The organism is Streptomyces sp. NTD91, assembly GCF_059510455.1.
On sequence record NZ_JCAJZW010000063.1, the window covers coordinates 1 to 23,328 of the forward strand.

11 protein-coding genes are annotated in these 23,328 nt (G+C 76.0%); 10 read left to right on the forward strand and 1 reads right to left on the reverse strand.

Going from position 1 to position 23,328, the window contains the following annotated elements:
• Both AC5WRT_RS36040 and AC5WRT_RS36045 read left to right on the forward strand, forming a co-directional pair.
• Window positions 1-7,369, forward strand: a 7,369-nt coding sequence (locus AC5WRT_RS36040; RefSeq protein ID WP_496100976.1) for a type I polyketide synthase, incomplete at its 5' end; no start/stop codon positions are given.
• Between the two features lie 258 nt (window positions 7,370-7,627).
• A complete protein-coding gene (locus tag AC5WRT_RS36045) occupies window positions 7,628-8,614 on the forward strand; it encodes a Gfo/Idh/MocA family protein (RefSeq protein WP_496098054.1) in 987 nt (328 codons plus the stop codon).
• 51 nt (window positions 8,615-8,665) lie between these two features.
• Here the strand turns inward: AC5WRT_RS36045 and AC5WRT_RS36050 are convergent, their stop codons facing one another.
• Complete coding sequence (locus tag AC5WRT_RS36050; RefSeq protein ID WP_496098056.1) at window positions 8,666-11,443, reverse strand: ATP-binding protein; 2,778 nt, start codon at window positions 11,441-11,443, stop codon at window positions 8,666-8,668.
• Window positions 11,444-12,255: 812 nt separating this feature from the next.
• Here AC5WRT_RS36050 and AC5WRT_RS36055 point away from each other — a divergent pair.
• From AC5WRT_RS36055 to AC5WRT_RS36090, 8 genes are all read left to right on the forward strand, one after another.
• Window positions 12,256-13,716 carry a cytochrome P450 gene (locus AC5WRT_RS36055; protein WP_496098053.1) on the forward strand — a complete coding sequence of 487 codons (1,461 nt, stop codon included), beginning with the start codon at window positions 12,256-12,258 and terminating at the stop codon, window positions 13,714-13,716.
• A 44-nt stretch (window positions 13,717-13,760) separates the two neighbouring features.
• A complete protein-coding gene (locus tag AC5WRT_RS36060; RefSeq protein ID WP_496098052.1) occupies window positions 13,761-16,529 on the forward strand; it encodes a phosphoenolpyruvate synthase in 2,769 nt (922 codons plus the stop codon).
• Window positions 16,526-18,187: a hypothetical protein gene (locus tag AC5WRT_RS36065; RefSeq protein WP_496098051.1), complete on the forward strand. Its 1,662-nt coding sequence runs from the start codon at window positions 16,526-16,528 to the stop codon at window positions 18,185-18,187. Before AC5WRT_RS36060 ends, AC5WRT_RS36065 begins: the two co-directional genes overlap by 4 nt.
• A 476-nt stretch (window positions 18,188-18,663) precedes the next feature.
• A complete protein-coding gene (locus tag AC5WRT_RS36070) occupies window positions 18,664-19,761 on the forward strand; it encodes an SDR family oxidoreductase (RefSeq protein WP_496098050.1) in 1,098 nt (365 codons plus the stop codon).
• A complete protein-coding gene (locus AC5WRT_RS36075) occupies window positions 19,758-20,705 on the forward strand; it encodes a nucleoside-diphosphate kinase (protein WP_496098049.1) in 948 nt (315 codons plus the stop codon). The genes AC5WRT_RS36070 and AC5WRT_RS36075 overlap by 4 nt, the downstream gene beginning before the upstream one ends.
• A gap of 11 nt (window positions 20,706-20,716) precedes the next feature.
• Window positions 20,717-21,703: a ScbA/BarX family gamma-butyrolactone biosynthesis protein gene (locus tag AC5WRT_RS36080; protein ID WP_496098048.1), complete on the forward strand. Its 987-nt coding sequence runs from the start codon at window positions 20,717-20,719 to the stop codon at window positions 21,701-21,703.
• 53 nt (window positions 21,704-21,756) lie between these two features.
• Window positions 21,757-22,656 (forward strand): hypothetical protein, encoded by a 900-nt coding sequence (locus AC5WRT_RS36085; RefSeq protein WP_496100977.1) that lies wholly within the window; start codon window positions 21,757-21,759, stop codon window positions 22,654-22,656.
• A complete protein-coding gene (locus AC5WRT_RS36090; protein WP_496098046.1) occupies window positions 22,653-23,303 on the forward strand; it encodes a nitroreductase family protein in 651 nt (216 codons plus the stop codon). Before AC5WRT_RS36085 ends, AC5WRT_RS36090 begins: the two co-directional genes overlap by 4 nt.
• Window positions 23,304-23,328 lie beyond the last annotated feature (25 nt).

Genomic DNA, 23,328 nt, shown 5'->3' on the forward strand with positions numbered 1-23,328 from the left:
CCTCACTCGACACGGCGCCCGCGTCACGACTCTGAGCGTCGCCGCGGGCACCGACCGGGCCGGCCTCGCCGCGCTGCTCACCGGCGTGCTGAGCGCCGACGACCGGCTCGCGCCCCCCGCCGGAGTCCTCTCGCTGCTGGCGCTGGACGAGACGCCGTACGCCGACGGGAGCGCGCTGGCCTGCGGGCTCGCGCTCACCACCGTACTGCTGCAGGCCCTCGGGGATGCCGGTGTCGCGGCGCCGCTGTGGATCGGCACCCGGGGCGCCGTGTCCACGGGCCGCGCCGACCGGCTCACCGCGCCGGTGCAGGCGCAGGCCTGGGGGCTCGGGCGGATCGCGGCGATGGAGTACCCGCGGCGGTTCGGCGGGCTGGTCGACCTGCCGTGGGAACTCGACGAGCGGGCCGGGATCCGGCTGGCCGCCGCGCTGGCGGGCACGCCGGACGAGGACCAGCTGGCCGTGCGCGGCACCGGACTCTTCGTACGGCGGCTGGTGCGGGCCGGGCGGCCCGACGCCACGCCCGTTCCGTGGGCGCCGGAGGGGACGGTGCTCATCACCGGCGGCACAGGAGGCGTCGGCGCCCAGGTGGCGCGCCGACTCGCCCGCAACGGCGCCGGACACCTGCTGCTCGTCGGCCGCAGGGGGCCGGACGCGCCCGGCGCGGCCGAGCTGGAGGCGGAGCTGACGCGGCTCGGCGCCCGGGCCACCGTTGCCGCGTGCGACGTCGCCGACCGGGACCAGCTGGCCGCACTGCTGGCCGCCGTACCGGAAGACCGGCCGCTCACCGCGGTCGTCCACGCGGCCGGCGTCCTGGACGACGGCGTGCTGGACGGACTGACCCCCGAGCGCGCCGAGACCGTCCTGCGGCCGAAGACCGCCGCCGCGCGGCACCTGCACGAACTCACCCGTGACCTGGACCTGTCGGCGTTCGTGCTGTTCTCGTCGCTCGCCGGCACCCTCGGCGGCCCCGGGCAGGGCAGCTACGCCGCCGCCAACGCCTTCCTCGACGCGCTCGCCCGCAGCCGGCACGCCGACGGCCTGCCCGCGACGTCGATCGCGTGGGGCGCGTGGGGCGGCGGCGGCCTGGCCGCCGGCGGGACGGGGGAGCGGCTGGCCCGCTCCGGCATGCCCGCCATGGACCCCGAGTCGGCGCTGACCGCGCTCGAACGGGCCGTCCTCGGGGCCGAGCCGGTGCTGGCGGTGGCCGACGTCCGGTGGGAGACCTACGCCTACGCCCACGCCGACCGGCCCGCCCGGGTCCTCGCCGACCTGCCCGAGGTCCGCGAGGCCGAAGCGGCCCGGCGGACCACCGCGGCGGCCGGCGGTGCCGGCAACGCGGTCACGGCACGGCTCGCCGCACTGCCGTACGAGGAGCAGCGCCGTGAACTGCTCACCCTCGTACGGACGTTGGCGGCCGGGGCGCTCGGCTACGCCGGGCCGGAGGAGATCGACGAGGAGCGGGCCTTCCGCGACCTCGGCTTCGACTCGCTGACCGCGGTCGCGCTGCGCAACACCGTCGCGGAGACCACCGGGCTGCGGCTGCCCGTGACCCTCGTCTTCGACCATCCCACGGCGACCGCCCTCGCCGAGCGGCTGCACCACGACCTGTTCGGCGCCGCACCCGACGGCGCGGAGCCCGAGCGCAGCGCCGTGCCCGCCGTGGCTGCGACCGGCGACGACCCCGTCGCCATCGTCGCGATCAGCTGCCGCTACCCGGGCGGGGCGAGCAGCCCCGAGGACCTGTGGCGGCTGCTGGTGCGCGGCGGCGACGCCGTGTCCGCCTTGCCCGACGACCGCGGCTGGGACCTGAAAGGCGCCTACGATCCCGACCCCGACCGGCCGGGCACGTTCTACGCCCGAGGCGGCGGATTCCTGTACGACGCGCACCACTTCGACCCGGAGTTCTTCGGGATGAGCCCTCGTGAGGCGCTGGCCGTCGACCCGCAGCAGCGGCTGCTGCTGGAGACGTCGTGGGAGGCGTTCGAGCGGGCCGGGATCGACCCGGGCACGCTGCGCGGCAGCCGCACCGGCGTGTTCGTCGGCTCCAACTACCACGACTACGGTTCCCGGGTGCAGCACGCCCCCAAGGACTACGAGGGCTACCTCGCCACCGGCAGCGCCGGCAGCGTGGCCTCCGGGCGCATCTCCTACACCTTCGGACTGGAGGGGCCGGCCGTCACCGTCGACACCGCGTGTTCCTCGTCGCTGGTCGCGCTGCACATGGCCGCTCAGGCGCTCCGCTCCGGTGAGTGCGGGATGGCGCTGGCCGGCGGTGTCACCGTGATCTCCTCGCTGGACACGTTCATCGAGTTCAGCCGGCAGCGGGCGCTGTCCGCGGACGGCCGCTGCAAGGCGTTCTCCGACGACGCCGACGGCGCCGGCTGGGCCGAGGGCGTCGGCATGGTCCTCCTGGAGCGGCTGTCCGACGCCCGCCGCAACGGCCACCCCGTGCTGGCGGTCCTCGCCGGCTCCGCCGTCAACCAGGACGGGGCCAGCAACGGCCTCACCGCGCCGAGCGGCCCCGCGCAGCAGCGCGTCATCCGGCAGGCGCTGACCGCCGCCGGGCTGTCCCCGGCCGACGTGGACGCCGTCGAGGCGCACGGCACCGGCACCAAGCTCGGCGACCCCATCGAGGCACAGGCCCTGATGGCGACCTACGGCCAGGAAAGGCCCGCGGACCGGCCGCTCCGCATCGGCGCCCTGAAGTCCAACCTCGGCCACACCCAGGCCGCCGCCGGTGTCGGCGGCGTCATCAAGATGGTCCTCGCGATGCGGCACGGGCTGCTGCCGCGCACCCTGCACGCCGACCGGCCGTCCACGCGGATCGACTGGACCGAGGGCGCGGTGGCGCTGCTGACCGAGCCCGTGGAGTGGCCCGGCAGCCCCGACCGGCCGCGCCGCGCCGGTGTGTCGGCGTTCGGCATCAGCGGCACCAACGCCCACGTCATCCTGGAGGAAGCGCCCGCCGATACCCCGGCGGCCATCGGCGGCCCCGCCCTCCCGGCCACCGGCCCCGCCCTTGCGGCCAGCGGCCCTCAGGAGCGCCCGGCCGCCCCCACGGGTCCCGGCGCCGCGAACTCCATCCCGCCGGAGGGGGCGACCGTCCCCGCCGCCTCCGGCGCGGTGGTCCCCTGGGTGCTGTCCGCGCGCGGCGCCGACGCGCTGCGCGCCCAGGCCGCCCGGCTGCTGGCCCACCTGGAGGACCCCGAACGGCAGGACGCGGCGAGCGACCTCGACATCGCCCACGCCCTGGCCACCGGCCGCGCCGCGTTCGACCACCGGGCGGCCCTCGTCGGCCGCGGCCGGGCCGAACTCCTTGACGCATTGCGTGCGTTGGCCGACAGCAGGGAGGCCCCCGGCGTGCTGCGCGGCGTGCGGCGCCGCGGCGGGCGCACCGCGTTCCTCTTCAGCGGCCAGGGCAGCCAGCGCCCCGGCATGGGCCGTGAACTGTACGCCCTGTACCCGGCCTTCGCCGACGCCCTCGACGCCGTCTGCGCCGAACTCGACCGGGAGCTGCAACGCCCCCTGAAGGAAGTGCTGTTCGCGCCCGCAGGCACCCCGGTGGCGGCACTCCTCGACCGCACCGCCTACACCCAGGCCGGCCTGTTCGCCCTGGAAGTGGCCCAGTTCCGATTGCTGGAACACTGGGGGCTGCACCCCGACGTCGTCGTCGGCCACTCCATCGGCGAGATCGCCGCGGCCCACGTCGCCGGGGTCCTCGGCCTCGCCGACGCCTGCCGGCTGGTCGCCGCCCGCGGCCGGCTGATGGAGGAACTCCCCGACGGCGGCGCCATGCTGTCCGTGCAGGCGAGCGAGGCCCAGGTCGTCGAGGCGTTGCGCACCTACGAGGACCGGGTCGCCGTCGCCGCCGTGAACGGCCCGACGTCCGTGGTGGTCTCCGGCGACGAGGAGGCCGTCGAGGAACTCGCCGAGGCTTGGCGGGAGGCCGGACTGCGCACCAAGCGCCTCACGGTGTCCCACGCCTTCCACTCGCCGCGCATGGAACCCATGCAGGCGCCCTTCGCCGCCGTCGCCCGCGACCTCGCCTACACCGCCCCCGCGGTGCCCGTCGTCTGCGATCTGACCGGCCGGAGCGCCGCACCCGGCGAACTGGAGGGCGCCGACTACTGGGTGCGCCACGTGCGGGGCACGGTCCGTTTCGCCGACGCCCTCGCCACCCTGGAGCGCCAGGGCGTCACCACCTACGTCGAACTGGGAGCCGACGGGGTGCTCAGCGCCATGACCCGCGACTGCCTCACCGACCCGGAGGCCGCCGTCGTCACCCCGCTGCTGCGCCGTGACCGGCCCGAGGGCACCGCCGTCACCACCGCCCTGGCCACCCTGCACGTCCACGGCGCCGGCCCCGACTGGGCCCGGTACTTCGCCGGCCGCCCGGTCCGCCGGGCCGACCTGCCGACGTACGCCTTCCAGCGGGCCCGGTACTGGCTCGACGCCGAGCCGGCGACGCCCGACCTCGCGGCGGCCGGTCTCGCCGCCGGGGACCATCCGCTGCTCGCGGCGGGCACCCCGCTCGCCGGTGGCGACGGCCACCTGCTCACCGGGCGGCTGTCGCTGAGCACCCACCCCTGGCTCGCCGACCACGCCGTGTCCGGCACGGCCGTCCTGCCCGGCACCGCCTTCCTGGAGCTGGCGCTGCTCGCCGCCCACCGGGTCGGCTGCCCCACCGTCGACGAACTCACTCTGGAGGCGCCGCTCGTGCTGTCCGACCAGGGCGCCGTCCACGTCCAGGTCACCGTCGGCGCTCCCGGCGAGGACGGGACACGCCAGGTCAGCGTCCACACCCGGCCCGACGACGCCACGGACGACGAACCCTGGACCCGGCACGCCGTCGGCCGGCTCACCCCGGACACCGCGCCGGACGACGAGGCGCCGCTCGCGGTCTGGCCGCCGCAGGGCGCCGAACCCGTCGCCGTGGACGGCCTGTACGACCGCTTCGCCGAGGGCGGCTTCGCCTACGGCCCGGCGTTCCAGGGCCTGACCGCCGCGTGGCGGCTCGGCGACGACGTCTACGCCGAGGTCGAACCGCCCGCCGGTATCGCCGCCGACGCCGCCCGCTACGGGCTGCACCCGGCGCTGCTCGACGCCGCCGTGCAGACCGTCGGCCTCACCCCCGCGGCCTCCGCCGCCGTCATGCCGTTCAGCTGGACCGGCGTCCGCCTGCACACCCCCGGCGCCGACACGCTGCGGGTACGGCTCACCCCGACCGGGCCCGACACCGTGACCCTGCGCGTCACCACACCCGACGGCCGGGCGGTCACCACGGTGGCCGGACTGACGCTGCGCCCGCTGCCCGACGCCGGCCGGCTGGGGGACCGGCGCGCCGCCGCCCGCCACCTGCACGAGGTGGACTGGGTGACCCCGGCCGCCGCCCCGGCCCGCGTCGCCGGCGCCTGGGCGGTGCTGGGAGACGCCGGCGGCGTGGACGCCGCGCTGACAGCCGCCGGACTCGCCGTCGCGCACCACCCGGACCCGGCCGCCCTCGCCCGCGCCGTCGCCGGTGGCGACACCGCGGCCCCCGCGACCGTGCTGGCCGCCCTCCCCGGCCTCGGCGACGACACCGACCCGCTGTCCGCCGACGCCGGTACGGCCGCGACGGCCGACGCGGTGCGCCGCGCCACCGGAGATGTGCTGCGGCTGCTGCAGGACTGGCTCGCCGACGACACCTTCCACGCGACCCGGCTGGTGCTGGTCACCCGGCACGCCATGACCGTGCACGACGGCGACCGGGCGCCCGACCTGGTGGCTGCCGCCGTCTGGGGCCTGGTGCGCACCGCGCAGTCCGAGAACCCGGGCCGGTTCGTGCTGCTCGACTGGGACGGCGCCCAGGAGTCCCACGCGGCGCTGCCCGCCGCGCTCGGACTCGACGAACCCCAGGTCGCCCTGCGCAAGGGCGAGTCGCGCGTCCCGAGGCTCGTCCGTACGACGACCCTGACCGGCGGCGCCGGCGACGGCGTCGGCACACTGCTCGACCCGGACGGCACCGTCCTGGTCACCGGCGCCACCGGCGCGCTCGGCGGACTCGTCGCCCGGCACCTGGTCACCCGGCACGGCGCCCGCAACCTGCTGCTCGTCGGCCGCCGCGGCCCCGACGCGCCGGGCGCCCGGGAACTCGTCGCGGAGCTGACCGGGCTCGGCGCCCGCGCCGACCTGGTGGCCTGCGACGCGTCGGACTGGGACGCGCTGGCCGCGCTGCTCGCCATGATCCCGGACGGGCGTCCGCTGACCGCCGTCGTCCACACGGCCGGCGTCCTCGCCGACGGCGTCATCGGCTCCCTCACCCAGGAACACCTCGACACCGTCCTCGCCGCGAAGGTCGACGCCGCCCTGCACCTGCACGAACTGACCCGGGACACCGGGCTGCGCGCCTTCGTGCTCTACTCTTCGCTCGCCGGTGTCTTCGGCGGCGCGGGACAGGGCAACTACGCGGCGGCCAACGCCTTCCTGGACGCCCTCGCGCGGCTGCGGCGCGCCCAGGGCCTGCCCGCCCAGTCCCTGGCGTGGGGCCTGTGGGAGGAGCGGTCGGCGATGACCGGCAAGCTCGACGAGGCCGACCTGCGGCGCATGGCGCGCGGCGGTGTCGTACCGATGCCGTCCGAGCAGGCCCTGGAGCTGTTCGACGCGGCCGTCGCCACCGACCGTGCGGTGCTGGTCCCGGCCCGCTTCGACACGGCCGGACTGCGCACCCCCGACGGGGAGGTCCCGGCCCTGCTGCGGTCCCTCGTCCGGCCCGTCCCCGGCCGCCGCACCGGCACCGCCCCCGCGGCGGAGGGCGCCGGTTCCGCGGAGCGGCTGCGGCAGCGGCTCGCCGAACTCGACGTCGAGGCCCGGCTCGGCCTCCTCGTGGACCTCGTCCGCGACCACGCGGCGGCGGTGCTCGGCTACGCCGACTCCGACGCCGTGGACGCCGAACGGGGCTTCCTGGAAATGGGCTTCGACTCGCTGACCGCCGTCGAACTGCGCAACCGGCTGACCACCGCCACCGGGCTGCGACTTCCGGCCACGCTGCTGTTCGACCACCCGACGCCGCTCGGGCTCGCCCGGCACCTGCGCGAGGAGACCGCGCCGGGCACCGCCGCCTCCGTCCAGCCGGTCCTCGCCGAACTCGACCGCCTGGAGGGCGTGCTGGAGGAGATGGTCGGCGACGAGTCGGTCCGCGCCACGCTCGCCGGCCGGCTGCGCGGCCTGCTGACCCGCCTGGACGAACCGGTCCCGGCCGTCGGCACGGCAGGCGGTGCGGCCGGCGGCGACCGGGCGGCGGAGCCGGCCGTGGCGGTCGAGGAGCAACTCGAGTCGGCCAGCGACGACGACCTGTTCGACTTCATCGACAAGCAGTTCGGCTCCGCGTGACCGGCCGTCGCATCCTCGCGAGTGCCGGACCGTCGAGCGTCGGTCCGGCACGTCGGCCGGGACGCCGGACCGGCACGTCGGCCGGCCGGGCGGCCGGGTCGCCGAGGTGACGCGCCGGAGGAGATCAGCGGAGCATCAGGACCGACCGGGCCGTCCCTCCCGCGGCCCGCGCGGCGTCGCCGTGCCCTCGGGCCGGCCGCGTCGCGGGCGCGAGGCGTCGCCGGGCATCGTCCACCCCTTCCGAAAGAGAGCGAGACCGTGTCGGAACGAGTGCTGAACGTGGGCGTGGTCGGCTGCGCTGCCATCGCCCAGCGCACCACCCTGCCCGCGCTGGCGGCCGACCCGTCGGTGCGGCTGGTGGCCGTCGCCAGCCGCAGCCGCGACAAGGCCGAGGCCGTCGCCCGGCGGTTCGGCTGCGAGCCGGTCACCGGCTACGCCGCGCTGCTCGCCCGCGACGACGTCGACGCCGTCTACGTGCCCCTGCCGCCCGCGCTGCACGCCGAGTGGGTGGCGCGGGCGCTGGCGGCGGGCAAGCACGTCCTCGCCGAGAAGCCGTGCGTCACCGACGGCGCCCAGGCGGTGGAGCTGGTCGCCGCCGCCCACTCCGCCGGGCTGCTGCTGATGGAGAACTTCGCGTTCCTCCACCACGGCCAGCACGACGCCGTACGGGCCCTCGTCGACGCCGGCGCGATCGGCGAACCCCGCCACCTCACCGCCGAGTTCGCCTTCCCGCCGCTGCCCGACGGCGACATCCGGTACGACCCGGCGCTCGGCGGCGGCGCGCTGCTCGACGCCGGCGTGTACACGCTGCGCGCGGCGACCCTGTACCTCGGGCCGGACGTCACGGTGCACGGTGCGGTGCTGCGGGAGGACCCCGCCACCGGCGTCGACGTGGCCGGCGCGGCGCTCGTCGCCGACCCGGCCGGGCGCACCGGGCAGCTCACGTTCGGCTTCGACCGGTCGTACCGGTGCGCCTGCACCCTGTGGGGCAGCGAGGGCAGCATCACCCTCGACCGCGCGTTCACCGCGCCGCCGGCCCTGCGCCCGGTGCTGCGGCTGGTCCGCCAGGACCACGTGGAGGAACGCACCCTACCCGCGGGCCACCAGTTCGCCTCACTGGTCGCCCGGTTCGCCCGCACGGTCCTGGTCGGCGGCGACTTCAAGAGTCCCGGCCAGGACATCCTGCGGCAGGCCGAACTGGTCGACGCGGTGCGCGCGGCGGCGGGAAACGGGCTGGGCCGCTGAAGGAGCGCCTGCGAACGCCGGCCGCGCGGGAGTGGGCCGGGCGGTGGGCGGTCAGGCCGGGTGCCGGTGCGGCCCGTCGCCGCCGTCCTCCCCGGCGCCCGCGTCCACGAGGGCGAACGGCCCCGGCGCCGTACGGCGGCCGTCGATGACGTCCCGCAGCTGGGACCGCGCGGTGACGCCCAGCTTCGGGAAGCTGCGGTACAGATGGGAGCCGACGGTGCGCGGGGACAGCTGCAGCCGCTCGCCGATCTCCCGGTTGGTCAGCCCCCGGGCGGCCAGGCTCACGATCTGCTCCTGCTGCGGGGTGAGCGCGGGCAGCCGGTCCCGGCCGCCGGGGCTCTGGCGGATCCCGGCGGCCCGCAGCTCCGCCCGGGCGCGGCCGGCCCACGGCTCGGCGCCGACCCGTTCGAACGTCTCCAGCGCGGCGGCCAGGAGGGACCGGGCCCGGCCCGAGCGCAGCCGACGGCGCAGCCATTCGCCGTACTCGAGTTGCACCTGCGCGTGACTGAACGGCCGTTCTCGCGCGCCCGGTTCGCCGAGCGCCGCCCGGAAGTGGCGCCCGGCCTCCTCGCCTTCCGCCAACAGCGCCCGGGTCCGGGCGAGTTGGGCCCGCTGCCGCGGCGAGGAGCCCGATGCGCGCTCCGCCAGCCGGTCCACGATCCTGCGGGCGCTCTCCTGCCGCCCGATCCGCGCGGCGGCCGCGGCGAGGTCGCCCAGGCCGTACCGGGAGACGTGGTAGTGGACCTCCTGGCCGTCGGCCGTGAACATCGCGCGGAACTGGTCGTAGGCGTCCTCGTGGTCGCCGTCCGCCCACGCCGCCATGCCCAGCGCCCAGCGGGCCCGCACCGTCACGAACCGGTTCTCCCGCGCGGCGACGAGGTCCAGCGCCTGCCGCGCCGCGGCGCGCGCCGGGCCCGTCTCCCCGCGCAGCGCCAGCACCGCGGCGTCCAGCGCGGGCGGGGCCGCCGCCGTGTAGGGCGGGTCGCTGTGCGTGGCCGCGCGGGCCGAGGCCGCCGCGACGGCCCGGGCGCGCGCCCACCGGCCGTACTCCAGACACGCCCAGCCCTCCACGCAGCGCAGCCCGTCCGGCAGCGGCGACGGGCCCGCCGCCGACCCGCCCACCGTGTCGAACAGACTGAGGGCGAGGGCGTTCTCGTCGAGCAGCCACGCCAGGGTCGCCGTGGCCGCCGCCAGTTCCGGACCGGCCGTGTCGAGGGCCGCCAGCCGACGGACACCGGCGAGCAGCGCGGCACGGTCCGCGGACGGGTCGGTGGCGGTGCGGATCCACAGGGACGCCAGGTCCGGCTCCGGGCACGGGCCGACGGCGGCGGCGAGCCGGAAGAAGTCTCGGCGCAGCTCGTCCCGCTGGCCCGCGTCGCCGCCGTAGTAGCAGATCAGGGCGGCGGTCGCGAGCGCCTGCAGGGCGTCGCCGGGGTCGTGGGGGGCGAGGTCGCGCGCGGTGCGGGTCAGCAACGGGTAGGCGGCGGCGCGGCCCGGGGTGAGGGCGAGGGCCTGGCCCCGGCAGAGGGCAGCGTGGGCGAGCAGCACCGGGTCGTCGCAGAGCGTCCGCACCCGGTCGGTCAGCTCCTCCACCCAGGCCGTCTGCCCGGTCGGCGCGGCCAGCCGCGCGGCCAGGGTGAGCCGGCGGGCGCGCTCGCGGGGGTTTGGGGTGAGCTCGGCGGCCCGCTGGAGCGCCAGCGCCGCCGAGACGAGACCGCCCCGCCGTCCCGTCTGCCGCGCCGTGCGCTCCATCTCCCGCGCCACCGACTCGTCCGGCCCGGTGCCCGCTGCCGCCCGATGCCACGCCCGCCGGTCCGGCGCGTCGCGCAGCGCGGCCGCACACCGCCGGTGTGCGGCCCGGCGCTGCGTGGGCGGCGCCGCGTGGTAGACCGCGGACCGGATCAGCGGATGAGGGAACCGTACGACGGTGTCGCGGACCTCGATCAGGCCCGCCTCCTCGGCCGGCCGCCACACCTGAGGCGGCACGCCGGACACGGCCCCCGGGTCCGTCGCCGCCAGCAGCAGCGCCTGCCGCGTGGCGCCGGGCAGGCCGGTCAGCCGGGCGGCGAACCGCTGCTCCAGCCGGTCCGCCAGCGGCAGCGGCTCGATCGGCCACGGCGCCTGGCCGGGCTCCGAGCGGGCGAACTCGATCAGCGCGAGCGGATTGCCCTCCGCCTCCTGCAGGATCCGCGCCCGCAACGGGCCGGTGGGGCGGCGCGGCTGCGCGTCCAGGAGCAGGCCCGCGGCATCCGGGTCCAGGGGAGCCAGGTCCAGCACCGGGCAGCTCCGCGCGAACGCGGGCGGCGGGGCGTCGGCGCGGGCCAGCCCCAGCAGGGCGATCCGCTCGCCCTCCAGCCGCCGCGCGACGAACGCCAGTACGTCCCCGGAGTCCTGGTCCAGCCACTGGGCGTCGTCCACGACGATGAGCACCGGCCGCGACCGGGCCACGTGCGCGAGGAGACTCAGCACGGCGATGCGCAGGATCAGCTGATCGGGGTCGGTCGGCGCGTCCGACATGCCGAACGCGCCGAGCAGCGCGTCGCTCTGCCGCTGCGGCAGGAGCGGAGCCTGCGCCAGCACCGGCCGCAGCAGCTGGTGCAGCCCGGCGAACGCCAGCTCGCGTTCCGTCTCGCTGCCCTCGGCCCGCAGCACCCGCACCCCGGCCTCCCGCAGCTCGTCGACCTCGCTGTCGACGAGGGCGCTCTTGCCGATGCCGGGGATGCCGGTGACCATCAGGACGCGGCCGCTCTCACCAGGGTTTCTGACGAAGTGTCGTATCCGGGCGGCTTCGGAGGCACGGCCCACGAGAGCGCCGCCCGACAGTGTCACAGTGGTCAAGAGCGCCTCCTGGTCTCGCTGCGCGGCGTCCGACACACAAGGACGCTAAGCCCGCGGCGACCGCCCCCCTGTGCCTGGCGCACGGGCTCTAAGGAATCCCCTGAAAGGTCGCTGATGGGGGAGCGGGGCCGGCGCCCTCCCGGACGGCGCCGGGCGGGCGGTTGTCGGCGACGACCGGGACGACCGCAGCTCACAGGGTGCAGTCGGGTGACGGATGCGCCCGGCGGGCGCCGCGGTCCACACTGCCGGGGACGGCCGGGCACGGGGCGCGGTGCGGTGGGCCTGCGGGTCCGGCCGCGGGGGCGTTCGTCCGCGGGGCCGCGCGACGGTGTGACGGATTGCGCCGCGGTACGACCGCCCCGGCCGCCGCCCTACGCGGACGAACTCCCGGAAGGGGAACAGCCGGCGACCGGACGTCCCCGGTGCGGCCGGCGCGACCGGCCCCACTGCTGGAACCAGAGGGAAGGCCGGGCGGCGGCGACGGCCCCGCCGGTGCGCGCTGCCGTACCCCCACCGGGCCGTCATCCGGCCCCCGACCGGGGCCGTCGTCCGGCTCCGTGGCCGTCGGCCGGGAAGGAACGGAGAACGTGGAACGAGCAGCCGTCGTCGCAGGACTAGAGCGTGTTTCGAAAGTCCCGTCTGGTCCGCGACGCCTGGCACGGCACCTCGCCGCGTTGTCGGGATCGTTCACGTACGCCCGGTACGAGGACGACCCTCCGCCTTGCGATGCACCGCACCAGACGCCGCGGACCCCGCCCTCCGGGCGGACGACGCTACTTTCGAAACACGCCCTAGGGGGCTGGGTGCCCCCCACCGTCGTCACCAACGACCGGCTCGCCGAGGCGCTGGACACCAGCGACGAGTGGATCCGCAGGCGCACCGGCATCCGGGAGCGGCGCTGGGTCGGCCCCGGACAGTCCACCGGCGACCTGGCCGTCGAGGCCGCGCGGCGCGCGCTGCGCTCGGCCGGCGCCGACACCGTGGACGCGGTGGTCCTCGCCACCAGCTCCCCGGACCGCCCGTGCCCGGCGACCGCACCGGAGGTCGCCGCCCGGCTGGGGCCCGGTCCGGTCCCCGCCTTCGACGTGGCGGCGGTGTGCACCGGCTTCGTGTACGCGCTCGGGACGGGCGCCGGGCTCGTCGCGCTCGGCGCCGCCGACAGCGTGCTGGTCATCGGCGCGGACGCGTTCTCCACGCTGCTGTCGCCGGACGACCGCGCCACCCGGGTGATCTTCGGCGACGGTGGGGGAGCGGTGGTGCTGCGCACCGGGTCGCCCGGCGAACACGGCGCGCTCCACGGCCTGAACCTCGGCAGCGACGGCACGCTCAGCGACCTCATCGAGGTACCGGCGGGCGGCTCCCGGCAGCGGTCCACCGAGCTGCCCGTGAAGACCGAGGACACCTGGTTCACGATGCAGGGGCAGGCGGCCGACCGCGCCCGCTTCCGCGGCTACGCCGCCGATCTCATGGCCACCCTGGAACCGGCCTCCGACGGCCGTCCACGAGGCCGGACCGGCCGCCGCCGACCGTGCGGCCGTCGAGGTCGGCCGCTACTGCACCGACCTGATCCGGGCCCATCGCGCCGACCCGGCGACGACCTCGTGACCTCGATGCTCTCCGCGCGGGACGAGGGGCTGGTGCGGGACGACGTCGAACTCGTCGCCAACCTCGCGAGCCTCCTGCTCGCCGGGTTCGAGACGACCACCCACCTCCTCGGCAACGGCCTGCGGCTGCCGTTCGAGCGCCCCGACGTCATGAGCGGCCTGCTCCGAGGCGCCGTCCTGGTGGACGGCTTCGTGGAGGAGGTGCTGCGCCACGACTCCCCGGTGCAGCTGAGCAACCGGGTCGCCCTCGCCGACGGTGTGTCCGTCGCCGGGGTGCCCGTGCCGGCCGGGACCCATGTCCTGCTCCTGCTCGGCGCCGCCAACCGCGACCCGGCCCGCCATCCCGACCTCGACCGCTTCGACCCACCCGCGACGACATCCGGCCGCTCGGCTTCGGCGGGGGAGCGCACTACTGCCTCGGCGCCCTGCTGGCCCGGCCGGAGGCGAGCGTGGCTTTCGGCCGGTTGCCGGGGCGCTTTCCGGGCCTCGCACCCGCTCCCGGCACCGCGCCGACCCGCCGCGACCGGATCGTCCTGCGTGGCCACGCGTCCCTCCCGGTCGTCCTCGACGGGCGGAAAACAGCCGGAATTTGAAATCGCTACCACGACCGAAATGCCACCACGGAGAGCCCGTGAGTTGTTTCGTCCGGCCGCACCGTGAAACATTCGGGCCGGGTTGAGTAACACCTTGGAAAGGAAAGCGAGTTGTCGCTCACCACGGGATCCGCACAGCGGACCCTGCAGGTCCTGACGTCATCCAGTGACACCGCCCTGGTCGCCCGGCACGCCGGCGGAAAGGGAAGAAACCTCCACACTCTCACCGCGTCCGGATTTCCCGTGCCGACGTGGTCCATCCTCGGCGTGGACGCATTCCAGGAATTCTGCCACGACAGCGGACTGGACGAGCAGCTGACGCGGCTGCTCGCCGACGGCTGGGAGACGAGGGCCGAGCAGGTCGCGCAGGAGATCGCCCGCCTGATCGAGACCGCGCCGCTCGGCGCCCGCATCGCCGACGCGATCGCCCTCGCTCACCGGGAGGCGGGCGGCGGCACGGTCGCCGTACGCTCCTCGGGCGCCGAGGAGGACGGCGAACTGCACTCTTTCGCTGGGCAGTTCGACAGCTTCCTCGGCGTCCGCGGCGTCGACGCCGTCACCGACCGGGTCCGCCGCTGCTGGGCCTCCGCCTTCTCCGCGCGTTCCCTGCTCTACCGCGCGCAGCGCGGACTGCTGCCCGGCACCGGCGGCGTCGCCGTCGTCGTCCAGCGCATGATCGCCGCCGAGCGCAGCGGCGTGCTGTTCACCGCCGACCCGACGACCGGCCGCACCGACCGCCATGTGGTCAGCGCCGTGTTCGGGCTGGGCGAGGGGCTGGTCTCCGGGGCCGTCGACGCGGACACCGTCGTCCTCGACGCCGTCACCGGACAGACGCTGAGCACGGTCGTCGGAGACAAGCAGGAGCGGTACGACTCCGGATCCGACTCCGGCTGCCAGGTCTCGCCCGTCGCCGACGAGGACCGCGCCGCCCTGTCCCTGACCGACGACGACCTCGCCCGCCTGCACGAGGCCGGGGTCCGCATCACCGCGCACTACGGCGCCCCCCAGGACATCGAGTGGGCCATCGCCGACGGCACGCTGTGGATCCTGCAGAGCCGCCCCGTCACCGCCCTCGCCCCGCACGCCGGCCCCGAGCCCGAACCCGAGGGCGAGCTGCGGATCTGGGACAACTCCAACATCATCGAGAGCTTCAGCGGCGTCGTCTCCCCCCTCACCTACACCTTCGCCGCCGACACCTACGCCAAGGTGTACGAGAGCTACGCCCGCGCCCTCGGCGTCCGCGGCGAGCGACTGCGCGAGGTGCGGGAATGGACCCCGCACCTGCTCGGCCACATCCACGGACGGGTCTACTACAACCTGCTCCACTGGTACCGCATGGTGCGCCTGGCCCCGCTGTACCCGCTCAACCGGCGCGTGCTGGAGAAATCCCTCGGCGTCGCCGAGAGCATTTCCGACGAACTCGCCGACACCCTCCACCCGTTCACACCCCGGCCCGGACTGCGCGGCCGTCTCTTCCGCCTGGCCCGCACCGTCCTCTTCGCCTGGCGGTTTTTCACCATCGGGAAATCCGTGGAGACCTTCCACCGCGATTTCTACCGGGCGTACGCGGTCTTCAACAAGGTCGACTACGACGCCCTGCCCGGCGACGAGACCTATCGCCGATTCCGCAGGCTCCAGCGGGAACTCATCGAGAAATGGGGCCCCGTGCAGGCCCTGGACGCGACGATCCTGCTCTCCGTGGGCCTGCTCGCCCTGCTCACCCGTCGCTGGCTGCCCGCCGCCCCCGAGTGGTTCACCTGGGCCGCGGCCGCCCCCGGCGGCGCCGTGGAGTCCGCCGAACCCGCCTGGGCGCTGCGCGAGTTGGCCGCCCGCGCCCGCGCCGACGCCGACATCCTGGACCTGCTGCAGCGCACCCCGGACGACGCGGCGTACCAGGCGCTGCGCGACGACGGCCACACCGGCTTCCTCACCGCCGTCGACGCGTACATCGCCGACTACGGATACCGCAGCCCCGACGAACTCAAGCTCGAGGTCCCCGACCTGTACGAGAGCCCGGCCGGGCTGTTCACCCTGCTGCGCGACGCCCTGCCCGAGACGGGCGAGGCCGGCCCCCAGGAGCGCGGTGGCGAGGCCGACGCTTACCTCGACGAACACCTGCGCGGCCCGCGCCGCTTCGTGTACGAGCGGGTGCGCGCCAAGGCCCGGGCCGCGCTCACCGACCGCGAACGGCTCCGGTTCTGCCGAACCCGCGCCTTCGGAGCGGCCAAGCGCATGCTGCGCGCCCTGGGCCGCGACCTGGCGCGCGCCGGTGCCCTCGACGCCTGGGACGATGTGTTCCTGCTGCGCCTCGACGAGATCAAGGGCGCCTACGAGGGCATGATCGTCCACACCGAGCTGCGGGACCTCGTCGCGGTGCGCCGCAGGCAGCAGGCCGCCGACCGCGAGCTGCACGCCCCGTCCCGCTTCACCACCCGCGGCGCCCCCTACTGGTCGGGCAACCTGGAACGGGCCGGCTGGGCCGGCGGCCCGGCCGCCCGCAGCGGCGCCCGCGAACTGCGCGGCACCCCCTGCTGCCCCGGCGTCGCCGAGGGACCCGCCGTCGTCACCGACACCCCCCGCGACATCGGCGGCGGCATCCTGATCACCTACCGCACCGACCCCGGCTGGGTGGCCGCGCTGCCCTCGGCCGCCGCCCTCGTCATCGAACGCGGCAGCCCCCTCACCCACGTCGCTGTGGTCGCCCGGGAGTTGGGCATCCCCACCGTCGTCCAGGCCAAGGGCGCGACCACCGAGATACGCGGCGGCAGCCGGCTGCGCGTCGACGGCGCCGCGGGGACGGTCACCGTACTCGCCGACCCGCCGGACGACGACGCCGCGCCCACCGCCGAGGACACCCCCCGAACGGAGACACACCCGTGATCCTCACCGAGGACCAGCTGCAGGACCTGCTCGACAAGTCCCTCGCCGAACTGCCCCGCGGCGCCGAGTGGGCCGTCACCCTGGAGGGCTCCATCGCGGAAGGGTTCGGCAACCCCTCCTCCGACATCGACTTCCTGCTCGTCGGCCGCTCCGACGACGACCTGCCGACCATGCCGTCGCTGCTGTTCGTGGACGGCCGGCGCGTCGAGATCCGCACCCGGTCGGTGCGTCAGCTCGCCGCGCAGTTCCGCGCGGCGCAGGAGGGCGCCACACGGCCCGGGCGGCTCTCCGAGGACCTCCTCAACCGCTGCCAGCGGCTGCTGCACAGCCACCCGCTGCGCGGCCACGCCCTCATCGACGAGGTCAAGGCGCTGCTGCCCGTCGAGCGGTTCCGGGAGATCACCGCCGACTGGTGGGCCCACCGCGCCCGCCAGTCCCTGCGGCACGCCGTCGCGCTGTTGTGCCTCGGCGAGAGCGACGAGGCCGTCGACTGGACCCGCGCGGGCCTGGTGCAGACCGTCAAGTCCTGGGCGGCCCGCCTCGGCGAGACCTACCTCGAACCCAAGTGGCTGTCCATGCAGCTCGACCGCGCCGGCCGCGCCGGCGTGCGCGACCGCTACTGGCAGCTGGACGCCGCCGCCCCCGCGCCCGGCGATCCCGACGCCGCCCGCACCCACCTGACCGCCGCCCTCGCCTTCGCCGCGGACCTCGGACTCACCGGCGTGCCCTGGCAGCCCGAGCGGATCACCGTCGAGCGCGTCCACGGCGTCACCACCTGGCAGACCGGCGACCGCGTCCACGTCCTGCGCGGACGGCGCGACGTGTTCGCCCTCGGCGCCGACGCCGCGGAGGTCTGGCGCTGTCTCGTCCTCGGCCGGCCGCTGCCCCAGGTGCTCGCCACGACCGCCGGCAGCGGCGTCGCCGACCCGGGCGCACTGCTCGCCACGTTCCTGCGCTACGGGCTGATCCGCCTCGCCTGGAAGGGCGGCGGCACCATCACCCCGTCGCTGCCGCTCGCCGCGCCGCCCGGCCCCGTCACCCCGCCGCCGTCCACCGCGCGCCCGGTGCTCTCCGTGCGCGGCGCGGCCGTCGCCGGGCCCCGCGCCGTCGACCTGATGCCTCTTCCGGCCGGCCGCTTCGCCGCCGCCGCGATGGCCCTCGTCTGGTCCAACGTCGTCGTCGAGAACGCCGTCGAGGACCTGACCGGCGCCCTGCAGCGCGGCCAGTGGCGGGTCGCCGAACTCACCGCCCGGCGCGCCGTGCACGCCGCGCTGCGCGGCCTGTTCAGCGCCCACGGCGTCAACCCGCTGCCCGCCGACTCCGACCTCGTCCGCCGCCTCGACCTGCTCCAGCCGTCCGCCGCCGGGCCCATCGGGGAGGGCGCCGGGAGACTCCTGCGGCGCACGGTGGACGCACCCGGCCAGGGCGCCACGCTCCTCACGGACCTGCGCTCGTTCATCGGCCTGGTGCGCGGCGCCGTCGGCGCCGACTCCTTCCCGCTGTCCTTCGAATCCGCCGACACCTGGCGGGCCACCCTCGAACTCGGCTACGACTGGCTCCGCATCGGCGCCCACCTCGACGCCGAACTCCCCATCGAGGAGGCCCGCGACCTCCTGGCCGGCAACGGCGCCCAGCCCCACCAGGCGACGCCGCTGTGAGGCACGGGCGATGTTCCCGGCTGTGACGGTGCGTCCCCGCGCTCATCGCCAGGATCGGCTTGCGCGGCGATCGCGCACCGCCGTGGAGCGTCCGGCTCGCGGGCCGTGCAGGGGACTCCGGCCCGTGAGTTCGTCGTCGGCCCGTGGGCGGCGGTGTCCCGCCGGGTCCGCTCCGCGCGGTGACCGCGTTCGGCCGGAGAGTAGTGCCCCGCTGGGCTGGGTCTCGCTCGGGAGCCACCACCGCGGGCTCCGTCAACTCGGCCGGCGGTTTCCGCCTTGCGTCGGCATCCCTTCCCGCACCGGCCCGGCCCCGCACGGCCCACCCGGCGCCCCGAACGCTGCCACCCGGCCGGACCCACCGCTTCCCGACCGCCCACCCCACCACCTCCCCACCGCCTCCCAACGCCGCCCCCACCGCCCGAACCACCCCTCCCACCACGTCCCCACCCGACCCGTCCCCCCCTGAGGAGCCCCAGATGTCCGATCCCATGACCGTGTTGGTGACCGGTGCCAGTGGATTCGTGGGTGCGGAGGTGACCGTGCGGCTCACCGCTGCCGGGCACACCGTGCTGCCGCTGGTGCACCGCACCGCCGACCTCGTCCGCAACAACGGCCGCAGGCTCACCCCCGGCCGCGGCACCCTGACCCCGGTGGCCGGGGACATCACCCGCCCCGGCCTCGGGCTGAGCGCGGAGGACCGCCGGCTCGTTGCGGGCGCCGACCGGATCGTGCACTGCGCCGCCGTCACCGACTTCGGCCTGTCCGACGACCGGTACGAGACCATCAACGTGGCCGGCACCCGCCACGTCCTCGGCGTGGCCCTCGCCCACCGCACGCCGCTGGTGCACGTCAGCACCGCCTACGTGTGCGGGGAACGCGACGGCGTCGCCCGCGAGGACGAACTCGACGTCGGCCAGCGCCCGGGCAACGGCTACGAGAAGAGCAAACTGACCGCCGAGACCCTGGTCCGCAAGGCCGCGGCGGACGGCCTGCCCGTGGCCGTGGTCCGCCCCAGCATCGTCACCGGCGCCACCCGCACCGGCCACGCCCGCGACCGCAAGACCATCTATCCCGTGCTGCGTGTCCTCACCCGGGGCCTGGTGCGCACCGTGCCCGGCCACTACGACGCCCTCCTCGACCTCGTCCCGGTCGACCACGTCGCCGACCTGGTCACCGACGCCACCACCCGGTTCGAGGAGGCCGAGGGCCGCACCCTGCACGCCGTCGGCCACACGCTGACCCTGCGGGACTTCTCCGACGTCCTCGCCGAGTACCCGTCGTTCCACGTGCCGCGGTTCGTGCCGCCGTCCGCGTTCTCCGCCGGCGCCCTCACCGACCGCGAACGCCCCTACTACGACCGCGTCATCGCCCTGTACGAGACCTACTTCCGGCGCCGCGTGCACTTCGACGACACCCGGGCCGCCGCGTTCGTGCGCCGGCCCGCGGCCACCGGGGCACGGCCGTACCTGCGCCGCCTCCTCGACGACTGCCTCACGACCGGCTACCTCGGGCCGGACCGGTCCCCGGCCGCCGAGCAGATCGCCGACCGAACCGACGGGAGCACCCACCGATGAACCCCGCCCACCCCACCGAACCCGCGCACGGCATACCCGTCTCGCCGCTGCTCACCTGCCACCCCGCCAAGCAGCGGCTGTACGGCGCGGACACCTACTTCCAGGAGAGCCACGACCAGCTCGCCGCCCTCACCGACGACGTCACCGGCTTCGCCCACCGGCACGCCGCGCTGCTGCTGAAGCCCGACGCCGTCGTGGCGCGCAGGCTGGAGGCCGCCGTCGACTGGCTGGCCGAGCAGCGCTACCGCATCGTCGGCGCCGCCGTGACCCGGCTGACCCGCACCATGATCCGCTCCCTGTGGTACTTCCAGTGGAACCTCGCCACCCCCCACCGCAGGCGGCTCGCCGCGCTGTCCCTGGAGGACGCCGACGCCCTGGTGCTGCTCGTCCGCCCCGAGGACGAGCAGCACGTCCCCGCGTCCGTCGAACTGACCTGGCTCAAGGGCCCCACCGACCCCGACGCCCGCCAACCCGGCCAGCTGCGCCACCTCCTCGGCCGCTACAGCTACCTGCTGAACCTGGTGCACACCCCCGACGAACCAGCCGACGTGCTGCGCGAGCTGGCCGTCCACTTCGACGACGCCGCACGCGAGGAACTGTTCCGCTCCGCGCTCGCCGGCGAGGACCGCAGCGCGCACGCCCTGGAGCTCACCGGCCGGCTCTACGCCGCCACCAAGCCGCGCGACCTCGACTTCGAGCCCGCCGTGGAGCGGTTGCGCGACTCGGTGTCCCGGCACCTCGGCGCCGCCCCCGGCGACGCCGCCCCGCGCGCCCTGCTGGAGACCGCGTGGGAGCGGGGCGTCGACCTCGACCCGTGGGACGCCGTGATCGTCGGCTCCACGGTGCTCCCCATGCGGGTGCCCGGCCGCGCCCCCGTGCTGGACGGGGCCGACGCCGACACCTGGCACCGCCATTTGGACGCCCTGCGCGCCCGGCACGCCTGAGGAGCGCCACCGTGCCGTACACCCGGACCCTCCCCAGGGAACTCGTGCACCGCGCCGCGGTCGCCGAGGTGTTCCTCACCGACGCCGAACGCCACGGCGAGGACGACATGCTTCTCGCCGCGCAGCTGCCCCGCCGCCACGCCTTCTACCACGACACTCTCGGCGACCGCGCCCGCCACGACCCGATGCTGCTGCTGGAGGCGTGCCGGCAGGGCATCTTCGTGGTCGCCCACCGCTACCTCGACGTGCCCCTGGGCCACAAATTCCTGCTGCGCACGGTCGAGTTCGAGGTGCCGGACCCCGCCGCCCTCGCCTGCGGCGACCACCCCACCGAGGCGGTCATCGCCACGCACATCGAACACCGGTTCCGCAACCGGGCCGGGGTCACCGGGCTGCGGCTGCGGTTCGGCATGACCATCGGCGGCCAGGAGGCCCTGCTCGCCCGCATCGACTACTCCTGGATGCCCCCGCGCGCCTGGACCCGCCTGCGCGCCGGGCAGCGCGGCGCGCTCGGCCTGCCCGAGACGCCCGTCGCCCTGCCCGGACGCCGCGTCGAACCGGCCCGCGTCGGCCGCCGCGACCCCGCCAACGCGGTCATCTCCGCGCCGCGCACCGGCCCCGACGGCACCCGCACGGCCCGCCTGGTCCCCGACACCGGCCACCCCGCCCTGTACGACCACTGGGTCGACCACGTGCCCGGCATGCTGGAACTGGAGGCGCTGCGTCAGCTCGCCCTGACCGCCGCCGTCGACGCCGGCGCCCTGCCCGCGCCCACCGCGCCGCCGGTCGGCCTGGCGGCGCGGTTCCGCTGCTTCGCCGAGATGGACCTGCCGCTGGAGTGCCGTACGGGCCCGGTGCTGCCCGGCGGCGACATCGAGTGCTCCCTCCACCAGCCCGGCGCCCTGGCCGTCGAGGCCCGGCTGCGGCTCGCCGGCCCGGACCCGGCCGGCCCGGCTGTCGGCGTCCTCGCCGCACCGGCCGCACACGGCGCCGTATGAGCCCCGCCACGGCCCCTTCCCGACCCGCGTTCAGAACGGAGAGACTGCCCGCAGTGACCACCGTCGCCGTCCCCCAAGTCCCGGCCAGACTCGGCCGGTTCGTGCTGCGCATGTTCCGGCCGCACGTCTACGCCACCTACGGCCTGCTGTGGGTGCTCGCCCTGGAGAGCTCGGCGGTGGCCGCGACCGGCACGACCTGGCGGCCCACCGGCGCCACCTGGCTGCGGGTCGTCAGCGTCGTCCTGGCGCTGCTGTTCCTGCGCATGCTCGACGAGCAGAAGGACCTCGCCTACGACCGCGTGCACCACCCCGACCGGCCGCTGGTCACCGGCGCCATCACCACGGGCGAACTGCGCGGCGCCATGGCCGTGATCACCGCGCTGGTCACCGGCCTGAACGCCGCCCTGTCGGCCACGGCCGCCCTGCTGATCCTCACGGCCCTCGCCCACGGCCTGTTCCTCGCCCTCCTGGAACGGCTCTTGCCCGCCGTCCGCGACCGCCAGTTGCTGAACCTGGCCGTCACCTGCCCCGTGCAGGTGCTCCTCGGCGCTTACGTGTACGGCTCGCTCGTGGCCGCCGGGACGGTCCACGCCGACTGGCGCGGACCCGTGCTGCTGGCCCTGTGCGCCGGTGTGTTCCTGCACTTCGAGTTCGCCCGCAAGACCGCCTGGGAGGCACCGCCCGGCGCCCGCCTGTACTCCGCGGACCTCGGCCCCCGGCGCAGCGCCGCCGCCGCCGTGGCCTGCGCCGCCGTGGCCGTCGGCTGCGAGCTGCTGCTGCTCGCGCCGAGCGGCCCGCTCGCCCTCCTGCCCTGCCTCGCGGCCCTCCTGCCCGCCTGGGGCGCCCGGCGCTTCCTGACCGCCGGACGCGGCGCCTGGCCGGTGCCGATGGCGATGGGCTTCGTCGTCGCCACGTACCTCGCCCTCTTCGCCCGGGCGGTGCTCCTGCCGTGACCGGGACCCTGCCCCTCACCGCCGACGACGTGCTCACCACCACGCGCAGCGTCCGGCGCGGACTCGACCTGGACCGTCCCGTGGACCCGGAACTGGTCGAGGCCTGCCTGCGGATCGCCCTGCAGGCGCCCAACGGAAACAACCGCCAGAACTGGCGCTGGATCGTCCTCACCGACCCCGCGATCCGCGCGGCCGTCGCCGCGGTGTACCGGGCCGCGTTCCACGACCGCAACGCCGAGACTCTGGAGCGCCTGTCCGAACTGCCCGCGGAGACACGCTCGGTGATGTCGGGCGCCCGGCTGCTGGCCGAGCGGCTGCACCGTGTGCCCGTCCTCGTGATCCCGTGCATCGAGGTGCCCGACGGCCGGCTGCCCGAGGGCAACCAGGCGGGCCTGTGGGCGTCGCTGCTGCCCGCCGCGTGGAGCTACGCGCTCGCCGCCCGCAGCCGCGGCCTGGTCACCGCGTGGACGGCGGTCCACCTGGACCGCGAACGCGAGGTCGCCGACCTCCTGGGCCTGCCCCGCACCGTCCGGCAGGGCGCCCTCCTCCCGACCGCGCACCCCCTGCGCGACGCCTTCCGCCCGGGACCCCGCCTGCCCCTGGAAGACGTCCTGCACGTCGACGGCTGGCAGCGCGGGAGGAGTTGAGATCTTCCACGACGAAGACCGAGGG